Raw genomic sequence first — 18901 nt, 5'->3', positions numbered from 1 at the left:
TACGCACCGATCGCGTTCGAGAACGAGTTCGTTAGCCCCGTAACGATCGGCACGGTCGGATCGACAAGCTGAATGTGCCGCCGTAACCGGGGCGCAGCAACGATTCCCGCGCTCGGAGTGCCGATGTCGATGCCGTCCGCCCTGCCCAGGTTCACCGAAATGCAGCTCGACCGAGTGGCGCTGCTGGCCGGTGAATCCGTGGTGGCCAGGTGGAAGACCGAAAATGCGAGTGACGTCGTCGTTTCTTTGCCGGATGGAATGGTTTACGAGTTCGACGCGGCTCGCGGCCCCGGCGAGTTCCGTTTTGTGGTCACCACTTCCGGGGCGGTCACCGCGACCGCGTACGGATCGGGTGCGCCGGTCACCGTCGTCCGCGAGGTGGCCGTGTTCGAGCCGCCGGAGTTCGTGCCGGTGCCGATGCCCGGCCTCACCGATGCGCCGATGCCGTTGTTCGGCCGCACGGGACTCCGGCTCGTCGGCGCCACCGGTCTGGCGCCCGCGCTGGTCGCACGTGGACGGAGCGTGCTCGACCTGGCACCGCTCGAGCGTGCCACCGCGCCACCGCGACCCGGCTGGGCGACACCGCCGACCGGGTTGACGTCCGTGGTGCCGCAGCGGGCTCCCCGACGGCCCCGCTGGGCGGGTCACACCAGGTGGCTGACGCCGGTACCGCGGTGGCCGGTGTTGCGGCGCCTGGGAACCAGGCTATTCCGAGGAGTTTCTCAGTGATCTTGCGCAAGTGGCTCGTGACTCTCGCGGGCGGCAGGTACGACGTCCTCGAACAGACGCCGACCGATCGGCTTCGGTACACGGCCACCGGTGGCGTGCTCCTCACCACCGCCGCCGTCGCCGCCGTGTCGGCCGCGTTCGCGCTGCGGATGGCCGTCCGCCTGCCGTGGTGGGCGGCGCTGATCGCCGGCGTGCTGTGGGGCGTCGTGATCCTGAACCTGGACCGTCTGCTGATCGTCGGCATGACCCGCAGGGCCGGCTGGTGGCGCAACATCGCCGGCGCCTTGCCGCGCGTGGCGCTCGCCGTTCTGCTCGGCACCGTCATCTCGACTCCGCTGGTGCTGCGCATCTTCCAGCCGGAGATCGACACGGAGTTGAAGGCCCTGCAGAACGAGCGCAACTCGCAGTACGCGACCGAACTGGAGGCGAACCCGCGCTACCAGGTCATTCCGGACCTCGAGAAGCAGCTCGCGGACAAGCAGACCGTCGCCGACCGCAGCCCGGACGCCACCGTCGCCGCCGATCCGGGTGTGGTGGCGGCCGAAGCGGAGGTGAAGCGCGCACGCGCCGCCTACGACACCGCGCAGCAAGCGGCGACGTGCGAGATCGACGGCACGTGCGGCACCGGTGTGCCGGGCGTCGCCCAGGCCGCGGAGGAACGCAGGCGCACCAGGGACATCGCGCTCGCCGACTACGAGACGGCGAAGAGCAAGCTCGACGGCGCCCAGACCAAGGCCCGCGAAGGAGCGGCCGCCGCGTCGGTCTCCGCGCGCTCGGAGGCAGAGCGGCTGCGCACGGACGTCGAGCAACGCCGCGCCGACCGGGAACGAGACCGCACGCTGTTCAAGGAGCGCCTGCAGCAGGCCGAGGGCCTGTTGTCCCGCATCGAGGCGCTCAACTCGCTGTCGGACAAGCGTCCCCGCCTGGGGCTCGCGCAGTTCGTGCTGTTCCTGCTCTTCCTGTCGCTGGAGGTGCTGCCGGTGATCGCCAAGCTGCTCCAGCTCGGAGGTCCTCCGAGCACCTACGACCAGCTGATCGACCGCATGGAGGCCGACGCGAAACGCGTGGCGGCCAGGAACGCCGCCCGCGAGGAGCACATCGCCGACAACTACGCGGAACTGCAGGCCGAACTGGAACACGACCAGGCACAACGCCAGTTCGAGGCGGGACTTGAGGCGAACCGGATGCTCGTGGACCAGCAGGCCGCCATCGCGGAGCAGGCCATTCGCCGCTGGTCGGAGGAGGCGCGCAGGCAGAGCGAGCGCGAGCTGGGCGAGTGGTTCCGCCACCACGGGGGTCCGAGGCCGGCCGCCCCAGGAGCCGCGGAGCGCACCACGCCGTTCGAACCGGTGACCCGTCCGATGCGCCCGCAGGAGGGATGATCCGGCTCTGGTGAGCGGAGGTTTTCGCGCGTCCGAGTGACGCGCGTCGCCCTCCGCCGATTCGGGCTGGAGCGGGCTCAACGCCTAGGGTGCTGCATGTGTCGCAGTGCGGCCTCGCCCGGTTGCCTGGGTGCTTCCACGAGCGCGGTCGCTGACGGGGACAATCGCCCCCGACCGTTCAGCTCCAGGAGGATTGTTGATCCACAAGTTCTCGGTTCGCTCCGCGGGGGTAGCGGAGCCCGACATCCGTGAGCTCGGCCGATCGTGGGAGCTCGACGACCTCGAAGTGTGGCGCGACTACTACGTCGAGTTCGAGGTCTCGCCCGATGCCGCCGCGCTCGCCGGGGTGGCCGCCGTGCTCGGCGACCAGCTCGACGTCGAGGTCTCCCTGGACCAGCCGCTGGACGCGGGCGCCGTGCAGGTCGCCTACAAGCGCGGCGTGGTCGACAACGAGAGCGACTCGATCATCACGGTGTGCGGGTTGCTCGGCGTCGAGGCCAAGGCCGGCAAGGTCGCCACCAGCTACAAGTCCGCGTCGCCCGCGCTGAGGGACCTGGTGGTCGCCACGCGGTTCAACGCGACGATCGAAGAGCTGCACGACGAGGAACCGCACTACGACACCCTCGTGCCACAGGGGCACTACGAGTCGGCCGTGCAGTACGACCTGCGCGGGCTCGACGACGCGGCACTCGCCGATCTCGGCACGGCGGGTGGGCGCAACCTCTCGCTCGCGCAGATGAAGCACGTGCAGCACGTGCAGAACACGCTCGGCGACGAGTTCGTCACGGACGTCCTGCTGGAGGCGCTGGACGCCCGGTGGAGCGACCACTGCGCGCACACCACGTGGAAGTCGCTCGGCAGCCTGCTCGGCCGGCTCGTGCAGGCCGCGAAGGACGTCGACAACCCGAACGTGCTCAGCATGTTCCACGACAACGCCGGCGTCTGGGACTTCTACGACGGCCACGCGATCGCCATCAAGGCCGAGACGCACAACGGGCCGTCGGCGATCTCCGGCTACTTCGGCCAGCTGACCAAGCTCGGCGGCGTGCTGCGCGACATCCTCGGCACCGGGCTCTCCGCCGACCCGATCGGCAGCTTCGAGTACACCGCCATCGGTGAGCCCGAGGCGCCCGCGCCCATCAAGGGCCGGCCGGACGCGCGCAGGCTCGCCGGCGAGACGATCCGGGCGATCAAGGAGTACGGCAACACGTTCGGCGTGCCGATGATGTCGTCGCGCATGACGTTCCACCCCGCGTACCGCGCCAAGCCGTTCGCGCTCGGTGGCAGCATCGGCCTGCTGCCCGTGTCGGCGGCGCAGCGCGGCACTCCGCGGCCGGGTGACTTCGTGGTGCTGATCGGTGGCCTGACCGGCAACGAGGGCATCCACGGCGCGTCCGCGAGCTCCGCCGGTGCGGTGATGGACACGGCCGCCGTGCAGATCGGCGCGCCGCTGGAGCAGGTCAAGTTCCGCAAGGCGCTGATCGAACTGCGCGAGGCGGGCTGCATGAGCGCGCTCACCGACGTCGGTGGCGCGGGCCTGAACAGCGCCGTCGGCGAGATCGGCGAGGCGTGCGGTGTCTGGATCAACACCGCGCTGGTGCCGTTGAAGACCGCGGCGCTGCCGATGTGGCGGATCCTGCTGTCCGAGTCGCAGGAACGCATGCTGCTCGCCGTGCCGCCGGAGCACCAGGAGCGGGCGAAGAAGATCCTCGACCGCCACATGGTGCGTTCGACGGTCATCGGCCGGTTCGCGGACACGGGTCGCTACCACGTGTTCCACGCCCCGGACCTGACCGAGGAGGCCCTGATCGCGGGCGCCCCGGACGTCGTGCCCGCCCACCAGGGCGAACTGGGCTTCGACGTGGCGTACGACCTGCTCGACATCGAGGTCGAACGGTTCGAGGTCGGTCCGCCGCCGCGTCCGGCCGACGTGGTCGAGTGGCCGGAGCTGGCGCCCACGCAGCTCGCCGGGCTGCTGGAGGAGGTCGTCGCCGACGCGGAGGTGGCCTCGCAGCACTTCGCCGACTCGCAGTACGACTCCACGGTCCAGGGCAACACCTGGTACGGCCCGCACTACGGCACCGAGTACTCGGTCCGCACGGCCTACTGGGCCGGCACGCCGGTCGCGGGTTCGCCCGCCGCCGCCGTGGTGAACACCGCGTTCAACCCGTGGATGTTCGACGCCGACCCGGTCGCCGCGACGCGCCAGATGTTCTGCTCGGTGCTCGCGGGCCAGGTGCTCGCCGGCGTCGCCGTGAAGGACGTCTGCATGTGCGACAACTTCTACACCCCGCACCTCTCGCCGCACTGGCGTGAGTGGCTGGTCGGCATGGTCGACGAGCTCGCCGTGCTGGTCCGCCACTTCGGCGTGCCGCTGATCTCGGGCAAGGACTCGTCGGCGGGTTCCGTCCAGACCGACGAGGGCCTGGTCAGCGTGCCGCCCGCGGTGTTCCTGAGCGCGCTGGGCAAGGTGCCGCACACCGACGGCCTGCTGCGCGAGCAGTGGACCACGCCGGGCAACGTGCTGGTCCGCGTCGGTCTGGCCACGAGCTCTCCGGTCGGCACGGTCGCCGCGCGCAAGCTCAGCCTGCCGACGGGCGCGCTGGACGACCTGGCGCTGTCCGATGTGGACAGCTACCTGAACGCGCTCGCCGCGAGCAGGAACCTGGTGCGCAGCGGTGCCCGCATCGGTGCCGGTGGCGTCGCGGCCACGCTCGCCCAGGGCGTGCTGGCCAGCGGCATCGGCGTGCGGCTGGAGTCCGCGACCACCGAGTCGCTCTTCGCCGAGCACCGCGTCGGCGCTGTCGTCGAGGTCGCCCCCGGCGACGTCGCCGCCCTGCCCGCCGAGCTGAACCCGGTCGTCCTCGGCGTCCTCGAAGGCACGCTGGAGGGCACCGGAATCGTGCTCGAAGGCATCGACCTGTTCGCCCCGGCCGCGCGCGACGGCTGGCTCAACTCGTTCACGGCGAGGATCGCATGAAGCCGACCGTCAACGTCCTGTACCTGCCCGGCACGAACTGCCAGGAGGAGACCGTCCGAGCGTTCGCCGAGGTAGGGGCGCAGCCGCGGATGCGGTTCGCGGCCGACATGCTGGCGGGCACCGAACGGCTCGACGACGCCGACATCCTCTGTATTCCCGGAGGGTTCTCGTTCGGCGACCACCTCGGTGGTGGCGCGGTGGCGGCGGCGTTGCTGCGCAGCCGCCTGGCGGACCAGTTCGAGGCCTGCCGCACCCGTCCATTGATCGGCATCTGCAACGGCTTCCAGATCGCCCTGCGCGGAGGCTGCTTCGGCAAGGTCGGCCTGAAGGTCAACAGTGCCGGGACGTTCCGCAACGAGGAGAACCAGCGGCACGTGGTCGACGCCGACAACGACAGTCCGTGGCTCACCGGCCTGGGCGGTCAGACCCTGTCCTTCCCGTGCGCGCACGGCGAGGGCCGGTTCGACCCGGGCAGTGAGACCGAGGGGTACCGCGTCGCACTGCGGTACGAGAAGGACTCCAACCCCGACGGGTCGTTCGAGGACATCGCGGGCATCACCAGCGCCGACGGCCTGGCGTTCGGGTTGATGGACCACCCGGAGCGGGCGATGGACCGCGAGGTCCGGCTGGCGTTCTTCGAAAACGGCGTCCGCGCGGTTCGCTAGCGGTAGAACGGCTTGGTGCTGGCCCTGCTGCGAGCGCGGGGGCCAGCGCCATGGCCGTGACTCGGCCGGCGCGGTGCCGGCCCTGCCGCGAGCGGGGCCGGCACTCACCCGGCGACGTTCCGGGCCACGCCACCGCCCCGCAGCTGGTCGGCCTTGATGCCGTACTGCGCCATCTTGCGGTAGATCGTCGCCCGTCCGATGCCGAGCTCGGCGGACGCCTGCGCGATCGTCGCGCCCGGCGCGGTCAGGCAGCGCACGATCTCGTCGCGCTCCAGGGCCTGCAGCCTGCTCAGCCGGTGGCCGACGCTGGTGAACACCTCGGCGGGCAGGTGCTGCACGTCGATCACGTCCGAACGGGCGGCGGCGACGCGCACGACCTGGCGCAGCTGCCGGGTGTTCTCCGGCCACTCGTAGGACAGCAACGCGCGCACGGCGGCCGAGGTGAACGTGACCTCGCGGCCTCGGTCGCGGTGCGCGAAGTAGTGGGCCAGCGGCAGGACGTCGTCCGGGCGGAAGCGCAGCGCCGGGGCCTCCACCACGACGTCCACCAGGGGCGCCAGGGCCTCGGGCAGGGCCTCGGTCGCGGTCAGCGCGAAGCCGGTCAGCAGCGGGGCCAGTGACGAGGCCGCCCACGCCGGCAGCGCGTCCACGTCGGAGACGACGACGCAGGTGTCGGTCTTGCCGAGCTCCGGGGTCCACAGCCGCAGCCACGAGCCGACGTCGTCGGGGGCCGGCGGACGGGCGTTGAGCAGGCGTTCGCGGGGGCGGACGGTACGCAGGGCGAGGGTGGCCAGCGCGGTCTTGCCCGCTCCGGGCTCGCCGACGACGGCCACCACCCGGTCGTTCCGCATGGCCTCCACCGCCGTGGCCACCGCGGACGTCCACGCCGCCGACAGCCGGGGCGGCGCGACCCTGTCCGCGTAGACGCGGAACACCTCACCGCGGGGTGAGGGACGGACCTTGCGGCCCGAGGCACGGGCCAGCATCAACGCCGCCGTCGTGCCCGCGGCGGCCTGGGCCAGCGCCAGCAGCAGGTCGGACGACTGGTCGGACCAGGTCGTGAGGTTCACGCTGCCCGCCAGCGCGCCGGACACCGGGTCGAGCACCGGCACCGCCGCGCACGTGTAGCCGCGCAGGCCCGTGCAGTAGTGCTCGTCGGCCCTGACCAGGGACGCGGTACGGTCCGCGAGCGCGAGGCCCAGGCCGTTCGTGCCGGCGTTGGTCTCGGCGAAGTAGAAGCCAGGGGCCAGGTAGACGCGGTCGAGCGAGCGGACGATGGCCGGGTCCGTGCACAGCCTGGTCAGCACCAGGCCCTCGCTGTCGGTGATCATCAGGCTGATGGGCTCGTTGGACAGCGTGGCGTGCAGGCCGCGCAGCACCTCGTGGCCGCACTCGTAGAACAACGAGGTCGTGTCGACCGTGCCGGTGAAGACGGGCCGGACCTCGTCCTCCGGCACGCCGTAACCCTCGCTGCGCAGCCACGACGCCCGCAGGCGCTGCGGGATCGCGGCAAGCTGCCGGTCGTCCACGTCGACCTCCTCGTCGCACGTCCGGACCCCAGAGTACGACTCGAAGCGGCGGGGGCCGCGGCGGCGCATGTCTCAAAGTGAGACACCGGGTGGGTGCCTGAGCTGCGCCGATCTTCCTACGGTCGTCCCAACCACCACAGGAGGCGGCCATGTACTCGAAGGACGGCGAGAACTACTTCATCGTCGACGCGCACGTCGCGCTCTGGGACGCCCGCCCGGAGAACCAGCGCAACATCCACGGCAAGCAGTTCATCGACTGCTTCTACGACTACCACCGCAACCTCTCGCCGGAGGAGGAGGTCTGGTCGTACGAGGAGTACCTGTACCAGGGCGGCGAACGCCTGATGAAGGACCTGTTCGACGACGGGTACGTGGACCACGCGATCTTCCAGCCCGCGCACCTGGGTGCCTTCTACCGCAACGGTTTCGGGCAGACCGAGGAAGCGTTCGCGCTCACGTCGAAGCACCCGGACAAGCTGACCTACAACCACTGCTGGGACCCGCGCCGCGAGCAGCAGGGGCTCGACGAGCTCAAGCGCGACGCGGAACGGTTCGGGCTCAAGGGCGTGAAGCTCTACACCGCCGAGTGGTACGGCGACTCGCGCGGCTGGCGGCTCGACGACCCGTGGAGCTACCGGTACCTGGAGACCGCGCAGGACCTGGGCATCCGCAACATCCACATCCACAAGGGGCCGACGATCCGGCCGCTCGACCGCGACGCGTTCGACGTGGCGGACGTGGACCACGCGGCGACGGACTTCCCCGAGCTGAACTTCGTGATCGAGCACTGCGGGCTGCCGCGCCTGGAGGACTTCTGCTGGATCGCCACGCAGGAACCGAACGTGCACGCGGGTCTCGCGGTCGCCATGCCGTTCATGCACACCCGGCCGCGCTACTTCGCGCAGATCATCGGCGAACTGCTGTACTGGCTGAACGAGGACCGGATCCAGTTCTCGAGTGACTACGCCCTGTGGACGCCGCGCTGGTTGATCGAGCGGTTCGTGGACTTCCAGATCCCCGCCGACATGACCGAGTACGCGCCGCTCACCGTGGCGCAGAAGAAGAAGATCCTCGGCCTCAACGCGGCCCGCATGTACGACATCCCGGTGCCCGCCGGTCTCGACGTCGCACCGGTCGAGCAGGAGGCGGTGTCGGTCGCATGATGCAGGCCTGGAAGGCGCTCGACGAGGTGATGGACCCCGAGCTGGACGAGCCGATCACCACACTCGGGTTCGTCCGGTCCGTGGTGCTGGACGGTGACGTGCTGACCGTCCATTTGCGACTGCCGACCGCGTTCTGCTCGCCGAACTTCGCGTACCTCATGGCATCGGACGCGAAGGACGTGCTGCGCGATCTGGCCCCGCACGTGCTTGTGGTGCTGGAGGACCACCACGACTCGGACATGATCAACCGGGGTGTCGCCGCCGACGCCGGCTTCGTCGGCACCTACGGCGCGGAGGCGTCCCGCGACCTGGAAGAGCTGCGGCTGACGTTCCAGCGCAAGGCCCACGCGGCGGCGATGGAACGGGCCGTGCGCACCGTGCCGCTGGAACGGCTGAGGACGTTGACGCTGCAAGACCTTCCGGAGTCGAAGGCGACGGAGGCGTTGCGGCGCAGGCGGTCCGCGCTCGGCTTCGGCACCGCGCCGGACGCGCTGGTCCTGGTCGACGACCACGGCGTGCCGCTGCCACCGGGCGACCTGCCGCTGCGCCTGCGGTTCGCGAGGTCCGTCGGCATTTCCATCGAGGGCAACGCGCACTTCTGCCGTGGCCTGCTCCGCACCCGTTACGCAATGGAGGAAACGGCATGAGGGCCGTCCAGGTAGTCGGCTACCACCAGCGGCTGGAGCTCACCGAGGTCGGCGAACCGGAGGTGACCGGCCCGTTCGACGTCGTCGTGCGCATCGGCGGCGCCGGCGTGTGCCGCACGGACCTGCACATCCTCGAAGGGCAGTGGGCCGAGAAGTCCGGCGTCACGCTGCCGTACACGATCGGCCACGAGAACGCCGGCTGGGTGCACGCGGTCGGCGCGGCCGTCACGAACGTCGTGGAGGGCGACAAGGTGATCCTGCACCCGCTGATCACGTGCGGCCTGTGCCGGGCCTGCCGCAGCGGTGACGACGTGCACTGCACCGCCTCGCAGTTCCCCGGCATCGACACCGCCGGCGGCTACGCGGAGTACCTGAAGACCTCGGCGCGTTCGGTCGTGAAGATCGACGACGCGCTGGAACCCTCCGACGTGGCCGCGCTGGCCGACGCGGGCCTCACGGCGTACCACGCGGCGGCCAAGGCGGCCCGCAGGCTGCGGCCGGGGGACCGGTGCGTGGTGATCGGCGCGGGCGGGCTCGGGCACATCGGCGTGCAGGTGCTCAAGGCGCTGACCGCGGCCGAGATCGTCGTCGTCGACCGCAACCCGGACGCGGTGAAGCTCGCCGAGACGATCGGCGCGGACCACGGCGTCGTCGCGGACGGCTCGCACGTCGCGGCGGTGCTGGACCTCACCGGCGGGAACGGCGCCGAAACGGTGATCGACTTCGTCGGCGAGGGCGGCGCGACCCGAGACGGCGTGGCGATGCTGCGCAGGGCTGGGGACTACCACGTCGTCGGCTACGGCGAGAACATCGACGTGCCCACGATCGACATCATCTCCACGGAGATCAACCTGATCGGCAACCTGGTCGGCTCCTACAACGACCTGTGCGAGCTGATGGTCCTGGCGGCACAGGGCAAGGTCACGCTGCACACCCAGAAGTACCCGCTGGACCGGTTCCAGGACGCGATCGACGACCTCGACAACGGACGGGTGCGCGGCAGGGCGATCCTCACGCCCTGACGCCACCCTGGAGTGGCGTGGCCCCGCCCCTCGCCGGGGCCACGCCGGGCACCTAGGGTCTGTATCGAGGTCTGGTGCGATGAGAGTCGCGCTTGAGGTGGTTCCTGGTGGTGCGGCCGGACGGCGCGCATACCGGTGTTGTATGTGGGTCGTCCGGCCGTGCCGCCAGGGGCCGCCTCGGGCCCGGCTATCGCGGATCAGACTTCGATACAGACCCTAGAGCCGCACCAGGTTCGACGGTCGTCGTGGTGGTTCGGCGCCCGCGGCGGGGACCTCGTCCGGCAGCCAGGAGCGCAACGCCCGGCCGAACATCAGCAACGTGCGCCAGGTGTCCCAGAGGGCGATCAGCGACGCCGACAGCACCAGGGCGACGGCGACGGCCAGCACGCCGCGGGCCTCCAGCAGGACGATGACGGCCACGATCGCCCACAGCTCGATGACCGTGAAGACGATCGCGAGCACGACCTGCTCCGTGTGCTTACGACGCGCCCGCAGGACCTGAGTACGCGAGTCGGGGTCGGGCAGTGAACGGCGCTTCATGTCGGCTCCTGCGGGCTCGGCGAACTGTGGCTCCAGGAAAACGGCACGGGTCGCGGATGTCTGCGTCAGATGCCACACAGCGTCAGATCCCGCAGAGGGCGCGCAATTCGTCCTCACGAAGAATTTCTATGCCGTTGCGCCGGGTCAGGACGATTCCGCCTTCGCGCAGGACTTTCAACGTGCGGGCGAGCGTTTCACGGGAAATGCCTGCTATTCCGGCCAGCTCGCGCTGAGTGAGGGGCACCGTCGCGATCAGGTCGTCCGCCTCCCGGTGCGCGAGGTCGAGCAGCATCGCGCCCACGCGGTGCAACGACGGTCCGGTGCGGAGGTCCTGCTGGCCTGCCATGGCCCGCTGGCGGGACGCCACGACGCGCAGCATCGCCCACGTGATGCCGGGCCGCGCGTGGCACAGCGACTTGAGCGCACGAGGGGAAATCACCAGGCCATGGACGGCGTCCACCGCGGTCAGGGTGGCGGAACGACGGCGGCCGTCCACGGCGGAGAGCTCGCCGATGATCTCGCCGGGGCCGCGGACGGCGAGCACCGTCTCGTCGCCGGTGACGGTGAACCGGCTCACCCGGACCCTGCCCCGCGACACCACGAGTACGTTGCGCGACTGGTCCCCCTGATGGCAGATCACCGAACCGGATGCAAATTCGACACGAGTCGCGGTGTTCCGCAACGCTGTGCGATCGGCCTCGTCGAGCATCCCCCAGAAAGACCGGTCGATCATCATGCTTCTCATGATTCCGGCAACCGCACGCCCCTGACTGCCCCGATTGATCTAAATCAGGCCGGAATGCACCAATATTCAGATCAACTCCGGATAATGGACCATCGCCCATGCCGGTAGGGAGAACCCGTGGAACAGACACCACGCGCCGAGCCGCGGGCCGTGCTGGCTGTCGACGTGGAGAAGTTCAGCGACCCCAGCCGGACCAACCACCACAAGCTCGTCGCCCACGGCGGACTCTACGACGCGCTGCACGCCGCGCTGCGCGAAAGCAACATCGAGGAGCGCTCCTGGCACCAGGAGGACCGCGGTGACGGCGCGATGTTCCTGTTCACCCCCGAGGTGCCCAAGCAGGTGCTGTCCGAGTTCCTGCTCCGCCGGCTGATCGCGAACCTGCTGCGCTACAACGCCACGGTCACCCAGGAGGCGCGCATCCGGTTGCGGATCGCGCTGCACTTCGGTGAGGTCACGTTCAACGCCAAGGGCGCGGTCGGCGACTGCGTGAACCTCACGTTCCGGTTGCTGGAGGCCGACCCCCTCAAGTCCGCGCTGGCCGGCTCGTCCGCGGTGCTCGCGGTGATCGTGTCGAGGGCGTTCTACGAGGAAGTGCTGTGGCACGACCCGGCGGCCGAACCGCTCGCGTACCGGGAGATCGAGGTCGCGGTCAAGGAGACCAGGACGTCGGCGTGGATCCGGCTGTCGGCCGAGTCGATGCACGCCACGGCCGCGCCCGCGCCGGCCCCGGTGGCATCCGCGGAGATCGACGACGGGGCGGTGGCCGGCGGCGGTGAGTCGCTCGGCGTCCTGGCCGAGCTGATCGCCAGGATGCCGTTGATGGGACGGGTCGAGGGCCGGAGGTTGTGCCTCCAGCTGGTCAACAGCGCGCTGGACCCGCTCGAACCACGGCTGCGGGTCGCCGAGTTCGACGACGCCCGGCTGCACGTCTTCGCGATCGTGCTCGCCTGCGGACGCCGGCCGGGAGCCGTGCGCACGTTGCTGCGGGCCCTGCGGCAGTTGCAGCCGGAAGCCCAGGAACTGCACCGGATCAGTCGCCTCGTCGAGGACATGGCGACGCTGGAGCTCTTCGGTGACCAGGACCGCCGCACGATCACCGAACTGTTACGCGACACCGACTTCCCGCAGCTCGCCGAGTGCTACCGGGTCGCGGCGGGCAGCCAGGCCGCGCCCCTGCCGCCCGGCCGGCACGACACCGTCGACGTGCTGAACCGGCTGGAGCGGATGAACGCACGGCCCGACGGCGTCCCACCCGCGCTCGCGTTGCTCGAACACCTGGCACTGCACGCGGGAGACGTGCTCTCCCAGCGTCTCTGGCAGTTCTCCGAGGACCAGGCACGGGCCATGGGCCTGCACGCGGACCTGCTCGCGTTGCGCGGGTCGATCTCGGTGGAGACCACGGAGACGGTCGCGCCCGCCGAGGCGTCCCTGGTGCTGCGGCTGCAGCCGCACGGCGTCGAACCCGGCCGCTACCTGCTCTCCGAGTGGTGCCAGGTGAACTCGGCGACGTGGACCCCGCAGCGCGGCCGCGACTACACCGGCAGCCTCGCCGAGCTGCGGGTGCGGGTGGGCGAGCTGGTCGGCCGGATCGAGGGCTGGGCGGAGAACGCGAGCAGCGTCTCGATCGAGATGATCCTGCCGAAGGACCTGCTCAACCTGCCCGTCGACCAGTGGATCTCGTTCTCCGACGAGGTGGCGACACCGATCGGGGTCGACTACCTGGTGTCCCTGCGATCACTGGAACGGAGCAGGGAGAAGGCGAAACACCGCCGGTGGAAGCGGCGATGGGCACACCTGCAGAGCCATCTCCAGGCAGGGGACAGTCCCATCGACGACGCGGTGCACCGCAGCCGGCTCGACGGCCCGAGACACCTGCAGAAACTCGGTGCCAAGCTCGCACTCGCCGAGAACGTCGTGCTGCTCGTGCTCGCCGACCCGCCGTCCGCCCGCGACAGCGTCGGCAGGATGGAGGTGGCGATCGCGCTCAAGACGGGCGTGCCCGTGGTGATCTGGCACCGGGAGGACTGCGCCGGCAAGGCGTTCCGCGCCGCCGTCGACGACCTGCTGGCGGACGGCGGGCTCGGCAAGCTGCTGGAGAACGTGAAGAAGCTGCGCGGCCAGGCCCAGTACGCCGACGACTGCGACGCGCACCCCGGCAGCCACATCAGCGTCCTGTGGGACGACCCGGCCCGGCAGGTGGAACCCCTGCCGCAGGAGGTGGTCGCGCCTTGACGCGGACCGAGGACTGGCACATCTACACCGGCACCGGGCAACCGCGTGCCGAGGTCGACCTGCGCACCGACCTGCCGGAACCGCCGCCGTGGCGGGTGTTCCAGGGCGGTCCCGCGCTGCCCCTGCCGGTCGGCGGGGAGCACGAGAACAGTCGGCGGATCGGCGCGCCCGGCGCCGACACGTCCTACCCGGCGGACCGGCACGAGATCGACATGGTCAACGCCGCCCTGCTGCTGCGCAGGCCGTTGCTCGTCACCGGCGGGCCCGGCACCGGCAAGACGTCGCTCGCGTTCCGGGTGGCCAGGGAGCTCTCGCTGGGACCGGTCCTGACGTGGCCGGTGACGTCGAGCACCAAGCTCCGGCAGGACGGCCTGTACGAGTACGACGCGATCGGTCGCGTGCACGCTTCCAGTGCCAGGGCGAGCGGTGTGCTCGACGAGCCGACGGACATCGGCGACTTCATCCACTTAGGACCGTTGGGAACGGCGCTGCTGCCGTACGAGCTGCCGCGGGTCCTGGTGGTGGACGAGGTGGACAAGGCCGACCTCTCGCTGCCGCACGACCTGCTCGCGGTGCTGGAGGACGGTGAGTTCCTGATCCGCGAGCTCGCCCGCGTCGCACGCCGGACGCCGAAGGTCGTCGTGCACACCGCGGACCCCGGTGGCAGCGCGGAGATCACCGAGGGCCGGGTGGTGTGCCGCGCCTTCCCGTTCATCGTGTTCACCAGCAACCGGGAACGCGAGTTCCCTCCGGCGTTCCTGCGCAGGACGCTGCAGCTGGAGATGCAGCCGCCGAACGAGGAACAGCTCGCGAGCATGGTCGCGGCGCACTTCCGCGACGCGTCGGGCGGTTCGGCCGAACTGATCCGGAAGTTCCTGCGCCGCAGCGAGTCCGAGGGCGGGCTCGCGATCGACCAGCTGCTGAACACTATCCAGCTCGCGTCGTCGAGCGGGCTCACCGCGGACCGGATCGCGTGGGAACGCCTGCGCGACGCCCTGTGGCACCGGCTTTCCACGACGGGGTTCGAATGAGCGCCGCGGAGCGCGACCTCACCGCGAGAGAGCTGGCGGACGCACTGTGGCTCGCGAGCCAGGTGTGGAACGCGAGCAGGGAGGTGGCGGGACCGGCGGAGGTGCCGGCCACGCCGAAGCGACAGCACGTCGTTCTGCCGATGGCACTTCCGCCTCCCGAGGACGTCCCACCGGCTCTCCGGTCCACCACACCTCCGCACGTTCCCCCCGAGGTGGTGAAGTCCACAAAGGACGTTCTGCCGCGGTTTGTCCTCGGCACGCCGCCGCGGCACGAACCGGGCGCCGCACGACCGGTCACCGAGAACCTGCCGCACACCCGCGCGATCTCCCGGGCACTGCGACCGCTGGCGCGACTCGTGCCCTCGGGCCACGAGGTGGAGTTCGACGAGGAGACCACCGCGCTCCGCGTCGCCGAGACCGGCGTGTGGCTGCCCGCCTTCCTCCCCGCGCTCACCCGGCCGTTCGAGATCGCGCTCGTCGTGGACACGGCGTCGCTGGAGATCTGGCAGCGCGAGATCGCGGACTTCCGCGCGGTGCTGGAGACACAGGGCGCGTTCCGCACGGTCCGCCTCTACTTCGTCGACTTCGACCAGGAGAGCGCCGGCGACCTGCTGGTGCGCGTCGGCGCCCCGAACGGCCCCTCCCGTGGTCCGGCGGAACTGCTCGACCCGTCCGGGGGCCGCCTCGTGCTCGTGGTGACGGACGGCGTGGGCAGGGCGTGGCACACCGGCGCGGCGGACCGCGTCATCGGCTACTGGGGCCGTTCGATCCACGTGTCCGTGGTGCACCTGCTCCCGCACGAACTGTGGAGCTGGACCGGCCTCGTGACGACGAGGGTGCAGCTGCGGATGCCGGATGCGGGCGCGCCGAACGCCCGCATCCGCTACCGGCTCGCCGACCCCTCCGACGAACGCCCACCGGACACCGCCGTGCCCGTGCCCGTCCTGGAACTGCGCCCGGACTGGCTGGGCCACTGGACCCGGCTGGTCACCGGCGACGGCCCCGCCGTCCGCCTCACCACGTTGTTCGCCGACCCGAGTGCCAAGGAGAGCACGTTCGAGGTCGACCCGTTGCCGCACCTGAGCCCGGCCGACCGGGTGAGCCGCTTCCGCACCATCGCCTCCCCGCCGGCGTTCGCCCTCGCGGGCCTGCTCGCCGCCACCCCGGTCCCGCTGAAGCTGCCGGTGATGAGCGCCGTGCGCCAGACTGTGCTGCCCGGCACGAACCTCTCGCACCTGGCCGAGGTGCTGCTCGGCGGCCTCATCGAACGCGACGAGGGCACCTCTTCGCCCGGCACCTACGAGTTCCGGGACGGACTGCGCCAGGAACTGCTCTCCACCTGCTCACGCGCCGACACGGCCCGCGTTCTGCGCACGGTGGCCGACCTGCTCCCGAAAAGCGAGGCGACTCGTGACCTCAAGGAAGCACTCGACGATCCGGACTCCGCCATTTCGGACGCGACTCCGGAAAGTCTCCCTCATCTGCGCCTGCAACAGGTGATCTTTCGTGCGATGAGCGGGCCGTACGCCAAACGGTCTAATCGTATCAGGGCGATGATCACGGATCTCACGGCCGACCGGGTCGAACCGGAGACCGAGTCCGCTGATTCAATCGCGCGCGTGTCTGCTCCCGCCGAAGAGGAATCTCCCTCACAAATATTGCCAATCAATGCAGCTGACCCAGGAGGGACAGTGACGGTACGAGATGAGGCCTCGTCCACGATCCTGAGTCATCAGGGTGACGCGCCACGCGCGTGGTCCGTCCCTCCGCGCAACTTCAACTTCACCGGCCGAACCGCCATGCTGGCGGCCCTGAACACCCGTTTGACCTCGGGTGACACGAACCCGACCGCGGTGCTCCCCGAAGCGCTCTACGGCCTCGGCGGCATCGGGAAATCGCAGGTCGCGGTCGAGTACGCGTATCTGCACGCGGACGACTACGACGTCGTCTGGTGGATTCCCTCGGAAGACCCGACGCACATCCGTTCGGTTTTCGTGGAGCTGGCCGCACAGCTCGGAATCCCCAACACCGGCGCGGTCAACTCCGTCATTGCGGCGGTACGGGAATCATTGCGCCGCGGACATCCCTATCGGCGCTGGTTGCTGGTGTTCGACAACGCGGACAAACCCGAGGACGTCCGACCTTTTTTCCCCACCGGCGGATCAGGACACATCCTGGTGACTTCACGGAACACGCATTGGTCGAGCGTCGCGCAGACGGTCGAGGTCGACCTCTTCAGCCGATCCGAGAGCAAACAGCTCCTGCAACGGCGCAACCAGGGTTTGACCGACTCCGACGCGGAACAGGTCGCCGACGTGCTCGGCGACCTGCCCCTCGCGATCGAACAGGCGGCGTCCTGGCTGCGGGAGACCGGCATGAACGCCGGCGAGTACCTCTCGCTCTTCGCGCGCAAACGCGCGGAACTGCTCGAAGCCGGACTGCCCGTGGACTACCACGTGCCGGTCGCCGCCGCGTGGAACGTGTCGTTCGACCGCCTGAGCGTGGAGAACCCGGCGGCCCTGCAGCTGCTGCAGGTGTGCGCGTTCTTCGCTCCCGAGCCGATCAGCCGCAGCCTCTTCATCGAGCTGCAGGGAATCCCGGTGCCGGACGAGCTCGGCGAGGCGCTGCGCGACCCGTTGCTGCTCGGCAAGGCGATGCGGCAGATCAACAGGTACAGCCTGGCGCAGATCGACCAGAGCAAGGGCACGATCCTGCTGCACAGGCTGGTGCAGGGCGCGTTGTTCGACCGCATGACACCGCAGGAACGCGCGCAGATGCGCCATGCCGCCCACGTGCTGCTCGCCACGGACGACCCACGTGGTCCCGCCACCCAGAACAACTGGGCCAAGTACATCGAACTCCTGCCGCACGTGCGTGCGTCGAAGATGCAGGAATGCGACGACCCGTGGGTCCGGCGCACCGCCCTGCACAGTGCCGTGTTCCTCGCCGCGTGGGGCGACGACCAGGGCGGTCTGGACTACGGACGCGAACTGCTCGCGTACTGGAGTGAGCGGTTCGGCGAGGAGAAGCCGGACACGTTGTCGACGGCGAAACAGGTCGGCGTCTGCCTGCGCGCGCTCGGCCGCTACACCGAAGCGCTCGCCGTCGACGAGCGCGCGTACGCGGTGGCGCGGGAGAACCTCGGTGAGGAGTCCGAGAACACCCTCGTGCTCGCCAACATGGTCGCTCAGGACGTGCGCGCACTGGGTGAGTTCACCAAGGCCTGGCAGCTCAGCGATGGCGCGTACCGCACCGCGAAGGCGGTCTACGGCGAGGAGGACGGTCTTTCTCTTGCCGCGGCGGACAACCTCGGGATCGCGCTGCGGCTCGTCGGGCGGTTCGCCGAGGCCCGTGACATCGACCAGGCGACCTGGGAGCACCGCGCCCGCATCCTCGGTGACGAGCACCGGTTCACGCTGTCGATGCTCAACAACCTGTGCCTGGACATCCGTGAGTGCGGTGAGTACGTCCAGGCCAGGGACATGCTCGAGACCGCGGTGGCGAAACACCGCAGGCTCTTCGGCGACGACCACCCGGACACGTTGAGGGCCATCAAGAACCTCGCCGTCGCGCGGCGCAAGGCGGGTGATCACCCCGGTGGGCTGCGCCTCTCGGAGGAAGCGGTGCTCAGGTACGTGAAGCGGTACGGCGAGACCTACCCCGGTTCGCTGGCCGCGTCGCTGAACCTCGCGGTGGACCTGCGGCAGGCCGGTGCGCTGACCGAGTCGAGGGCACTCGGCGAGCAGGTGCTCGCGGGGTACGCGGAGACGCTCGGCCAGTGCCACCCGTACGTGCTGGCGGCCAAGACGAACCTCGCGGTCACCCTGAGGCTCATGGGAGAGCTCGAAAGGGCGTCCGAGCTCAACGAGGACGCGTTCGTCACGATGCAGGACGCGCTGGGCTACGACCACCCGTTCACGCTCGTCTGCGCCACGAACAGGGCGAGCGACCACGCGGCGTCCGGCGACTTCGAGAAGTCCTACGCGCTCAACCAGAGGGTGCTCGAACGCTCCCAGCGGGCGCTGGGTGAAGACCACCCGTCGACGCTGGCGTGTCTCGCCAACATCGTCCTGGACCTCCGCGGACTGGGCCGCACCGCGGACGCCGAGTCGCTCCAGATCGACGTGATCAGCAGGTTCCGCCGCGCACTCGGCAAGAACCACCCGGCGACCGTCGCGGCCGCCAGCAGCACCCGCGCGGACTGCGACCTGGAAGCACTGCCGACGGGCTGAG

The 18901-nt window shown here is 70.1% G+C and carries 13 protein-coding genes; 10 read left to right on the top strand and 3 right to left on the bottom strand.

All coding sequences use genetic code 11. From position 1 onward, the window contains the following. Positions 1 to 123 precede the first annotated feature (123 nt). The 4 genes from BLR21_RS42825 (at position 124) to BLR21_RS30680 (ending at position 5756) form a co-directional block, all read left to right on the top strand. Entirely contained in the window at positions 124 to 729 is a 606-nt protein-coding gene (locus BLR21_RS42825; protein WP_176929868.1) for a hypothetical protein, read from the top strand. Beyond that, positions 726 to 2111, top strand: coding sequence for a DUF4407 domain-containing protein (locus tag BLR21_RS30690; protein ID WP_176929867.1), 1386 nt, complete (start codon positions 726 to 728; stop codon positions 2109 to 2111). Before BLR21_RS42825 ends, BLR21_RS30690 begins: the two co-directional genes overlap by 4 nt. Positions 2112 to 2307: 196 nt before the next feature. Continuing rightward, entirely contained in the window at positions 2308 to 5091 is a 2784-nt protein-coding gene (locus BLR21_RS30685) for an AIR synthase-related protein (protein ID WP_143027927.1), read from the top strand. Further along, on the top strand, positions 5088 to 5756 hold the full coding sequence (locus tag BLR21_RS30680; protein ID WP_090011437.1) for a phosphoribosylformylglycinamidine synthase subunit PurQ: 669 nt from the start codon (positions 5088 to 5090) through the stop codon (positions 5754 to 5756). The genes BLR21_RS30685 and BLR21_RS30680 overlap by 4 nt, the downstream gene beginning before the upstream one ends. Positions 5757 to 5860: 104 nt before the next feature. Here the strand turns inward: BLR21_RS30680 and BLR21_RS30675 are convergent, their stop codons facing one another. Next, positions 5861 to 7285 carry an AAA-type ATPase lid domain-containing protein gene (locus tag BLR21_RS30675; protein ID WP_256335041.1) on the bottom strand — a complete coding sequence of 475 codons (1425 nt, stop codon included), beginning with the start codon at positions 7283 to 7285 and terminating at the stop codon, positions 5861 to 5863. 149 nt (positions 7286 to 7434) lie between these two features. Here BLR21_RS30675 and BLR21_RS30670 point away from each other — a divergent pair, with 149 nt between their 5' ends. From BLR21_RS30670 to BLR21_RS30660, 3 genes are read left to right on the top strand one after another with little or no spacing between them, the layout of a single operon-like run. Further along, on the top strand, positions 7435 to 8448 hold the full coding sequence (locus tag BLR21_RS30670) for an amidohydrolase family protein (RefSeq protein ID WP_090011433.1): 1014 nt from the start codon (positions 7435 to 7437) through the stop codon (positions 8446 to 8448). Beyond that, a complete protein-coding gene (locus BLR21_RS30665) occupies positions 8445 to 9095 on the top strand; it encodes an iron-sulfur cluster assembly protein (RefSeq protein WP_218131004.1) in 651 nt (216 codons plus the stop codon). The genes BLR21_RS30670 and BLR21_RS30665 overlap by 4 nt, the downstream gene beginning before the upstream one ends. Continuing rightward, positions 9092 to 10117 carry an NAD(P)-dependent alcohol dehydrogenase gene (locus tag BLR21_RS30660; RefSeq protein ID WP_090011431.1) on the top strand — a complete coding sequence of 342 codons (1026 nt, stop codon included), beginning with the start codon at positions 9092 to 9094 and terminating at the stop codon, positions 10115 to 10117. Before BLR21_RS30665 ends, BLR21_RS30660 begins: the two co-directional genes overlap by 4 nt. A gap of 216 nt (positions 10118 to 10333) precedes the next feature. On the opposite strand, the gene BLR21_RS30655 is transcribed toward BLR21_RS30660, so the two are convergent. Together BLR21_RS30655 and BLR21_RS30650 are read right to left on the bottom strand one after the other, a co-directional pair. Next, positions 10334 to 10657: a hypothetical protein gene (locus tag BLR21_RS30655; RefSeq protein ID WP_143027926.1), complete on the bottom strand. Its 324-nt coding sequence runs from the start codon at positions 10655 to 10657 to the stop codon at positions 10334 to 10336. Positions 10658 to 10739: 82 nt separating this feature from the next. Beyond that, a complete protein-coding gene (locus tag BLR21_RS30650; RefSeq protein ID WP_176929866.1) occupies positions 10740 to 11366 on the bottom strand; it encodes a Crp/Fnr family transcriptional regulator in 627 nt (208 codons plus the stop codon). Between the two features lie 153 nt (positions 11367 to 11519). Between BLR21_RS30650 and BLR21_RS44070 the strand changes: the two genes are divergently transcribed. Genes BLR21_RS44070 through fxsT form a run of 3 tightly spaced genes read left to right on the top strand, consistent with a single transcriptional unit; the run spans position 11520 to position 18900 of the window. Then, positions 11520 to 13637 carry a VMAP-C domain-containing protein gene (locus BLR21_RS44070; protein ID WP_256335040.1) on the top strand — a complete coding sequence of 706 codons (2118 nt, stop codon included), beginning with the start codon at positions 11520 to 11522 and terminating at the stop codon, positions 13635 to 13637. After that, positions 13634 to 14668 (top strand): AAA family ATPase, encoded by a 1035-nt coding sequence (locus tag BLR21_RS30645; protein ID WP_256335039.1) that lies wholly within the window; start codon positions 13634 to 13636, stop codon positions 14666 to 14668. Before BLR21_RS44070 ends, BLR21_RS30645 begins: the two co-directional genes overlap by 4 nt. Then, positions 14665 to 18900 (top strand): FxSxx-COOH system tetratricopeptide repeat protein, encoded by a 4236-nt coding sequence (fxsT, locus tag BLR21_RS30640; RefSeq protein WP_090011424.1) that lies wholly within the window; start codon positions 14665 to 14667, stop codon positions 18898 to 18900. The genes BLR21_RS30645 and fxsT overlap by 4 nt, the downstream gene beginning before the upstream one ends. Position 18901 lies beyond the last annotated feature (1 nt).

Source organism: Lentzea albidocapillata subsp. violacea (assembly GCF_900100275.1).
GTDB lineage: Bacteria > Actinomycetota > Actinomycetes > Mycobacteriales > Pseudonocardiaceae > Lentzea > Lentzea violacea.
This window is presented reverse-complemented; position numbering and strand designations above follow the sequence as displayed.

Bases quoted from the DNA above. Each gene is read 5' to 3' on its own strand.
- BLR21_RS30650 (WP_176929866.1), bottom strand. From the start codon at position 11,366: ATGCTCGACGAGGCCGATCGCACAGCGTTGCGGAACACCGCGACTCGT.
- BLR21_RS30670 (WP_090011433.1), top strand. From the start codon at position 7,435: ATGTACTCGAAGGACGGCGAGAACTACTTCATCGTCGACGCGCACGTC.
- BLR21_RS30655 (WP_143027926.1), bottom strand. From the start codon at position 10,657: ATGAAGCGCCGTTCACTGCCCGACCCCGACTCGCGTACTCAGGTCCTG.
- BLR21_RS42825 (WP_176929868.1), top strand. From the start codon at position 124: ATGTCGATGCCGTCCGCCCTGCCCAGGTTCACCGAAATGCAGCTCGAC.
- fxsT (WP_090011424.1), top strand. From the start codon at position 14,665: ATGAGCGCCGCGGAGCGCGACCTCACCGCGAGAGAGCTGGCGGACGCA.
- BLR21_RS30680 (WP_090011437.1), top strand. From the start codon at position 5,088: ATGAAGCCGACCGTCAACGTCCTGTACCTGCCCGGCACGAACTGCCAG.
- BLR21_RS30665 (WP_218131004.1), top strand. From the start codon at position 8,445: ATGATGCAGGCCTGGAAGGCGCTCGACGAGGTGATGGACCCCGAGCTG.
- BLR21_RS30660 (WP_090011431.1), top strand. From the start codon at position 9,092: ATGAGGGCCGTCCAGGTAGTCGGCTACCACCAGCGGCTGGAGCTCACC.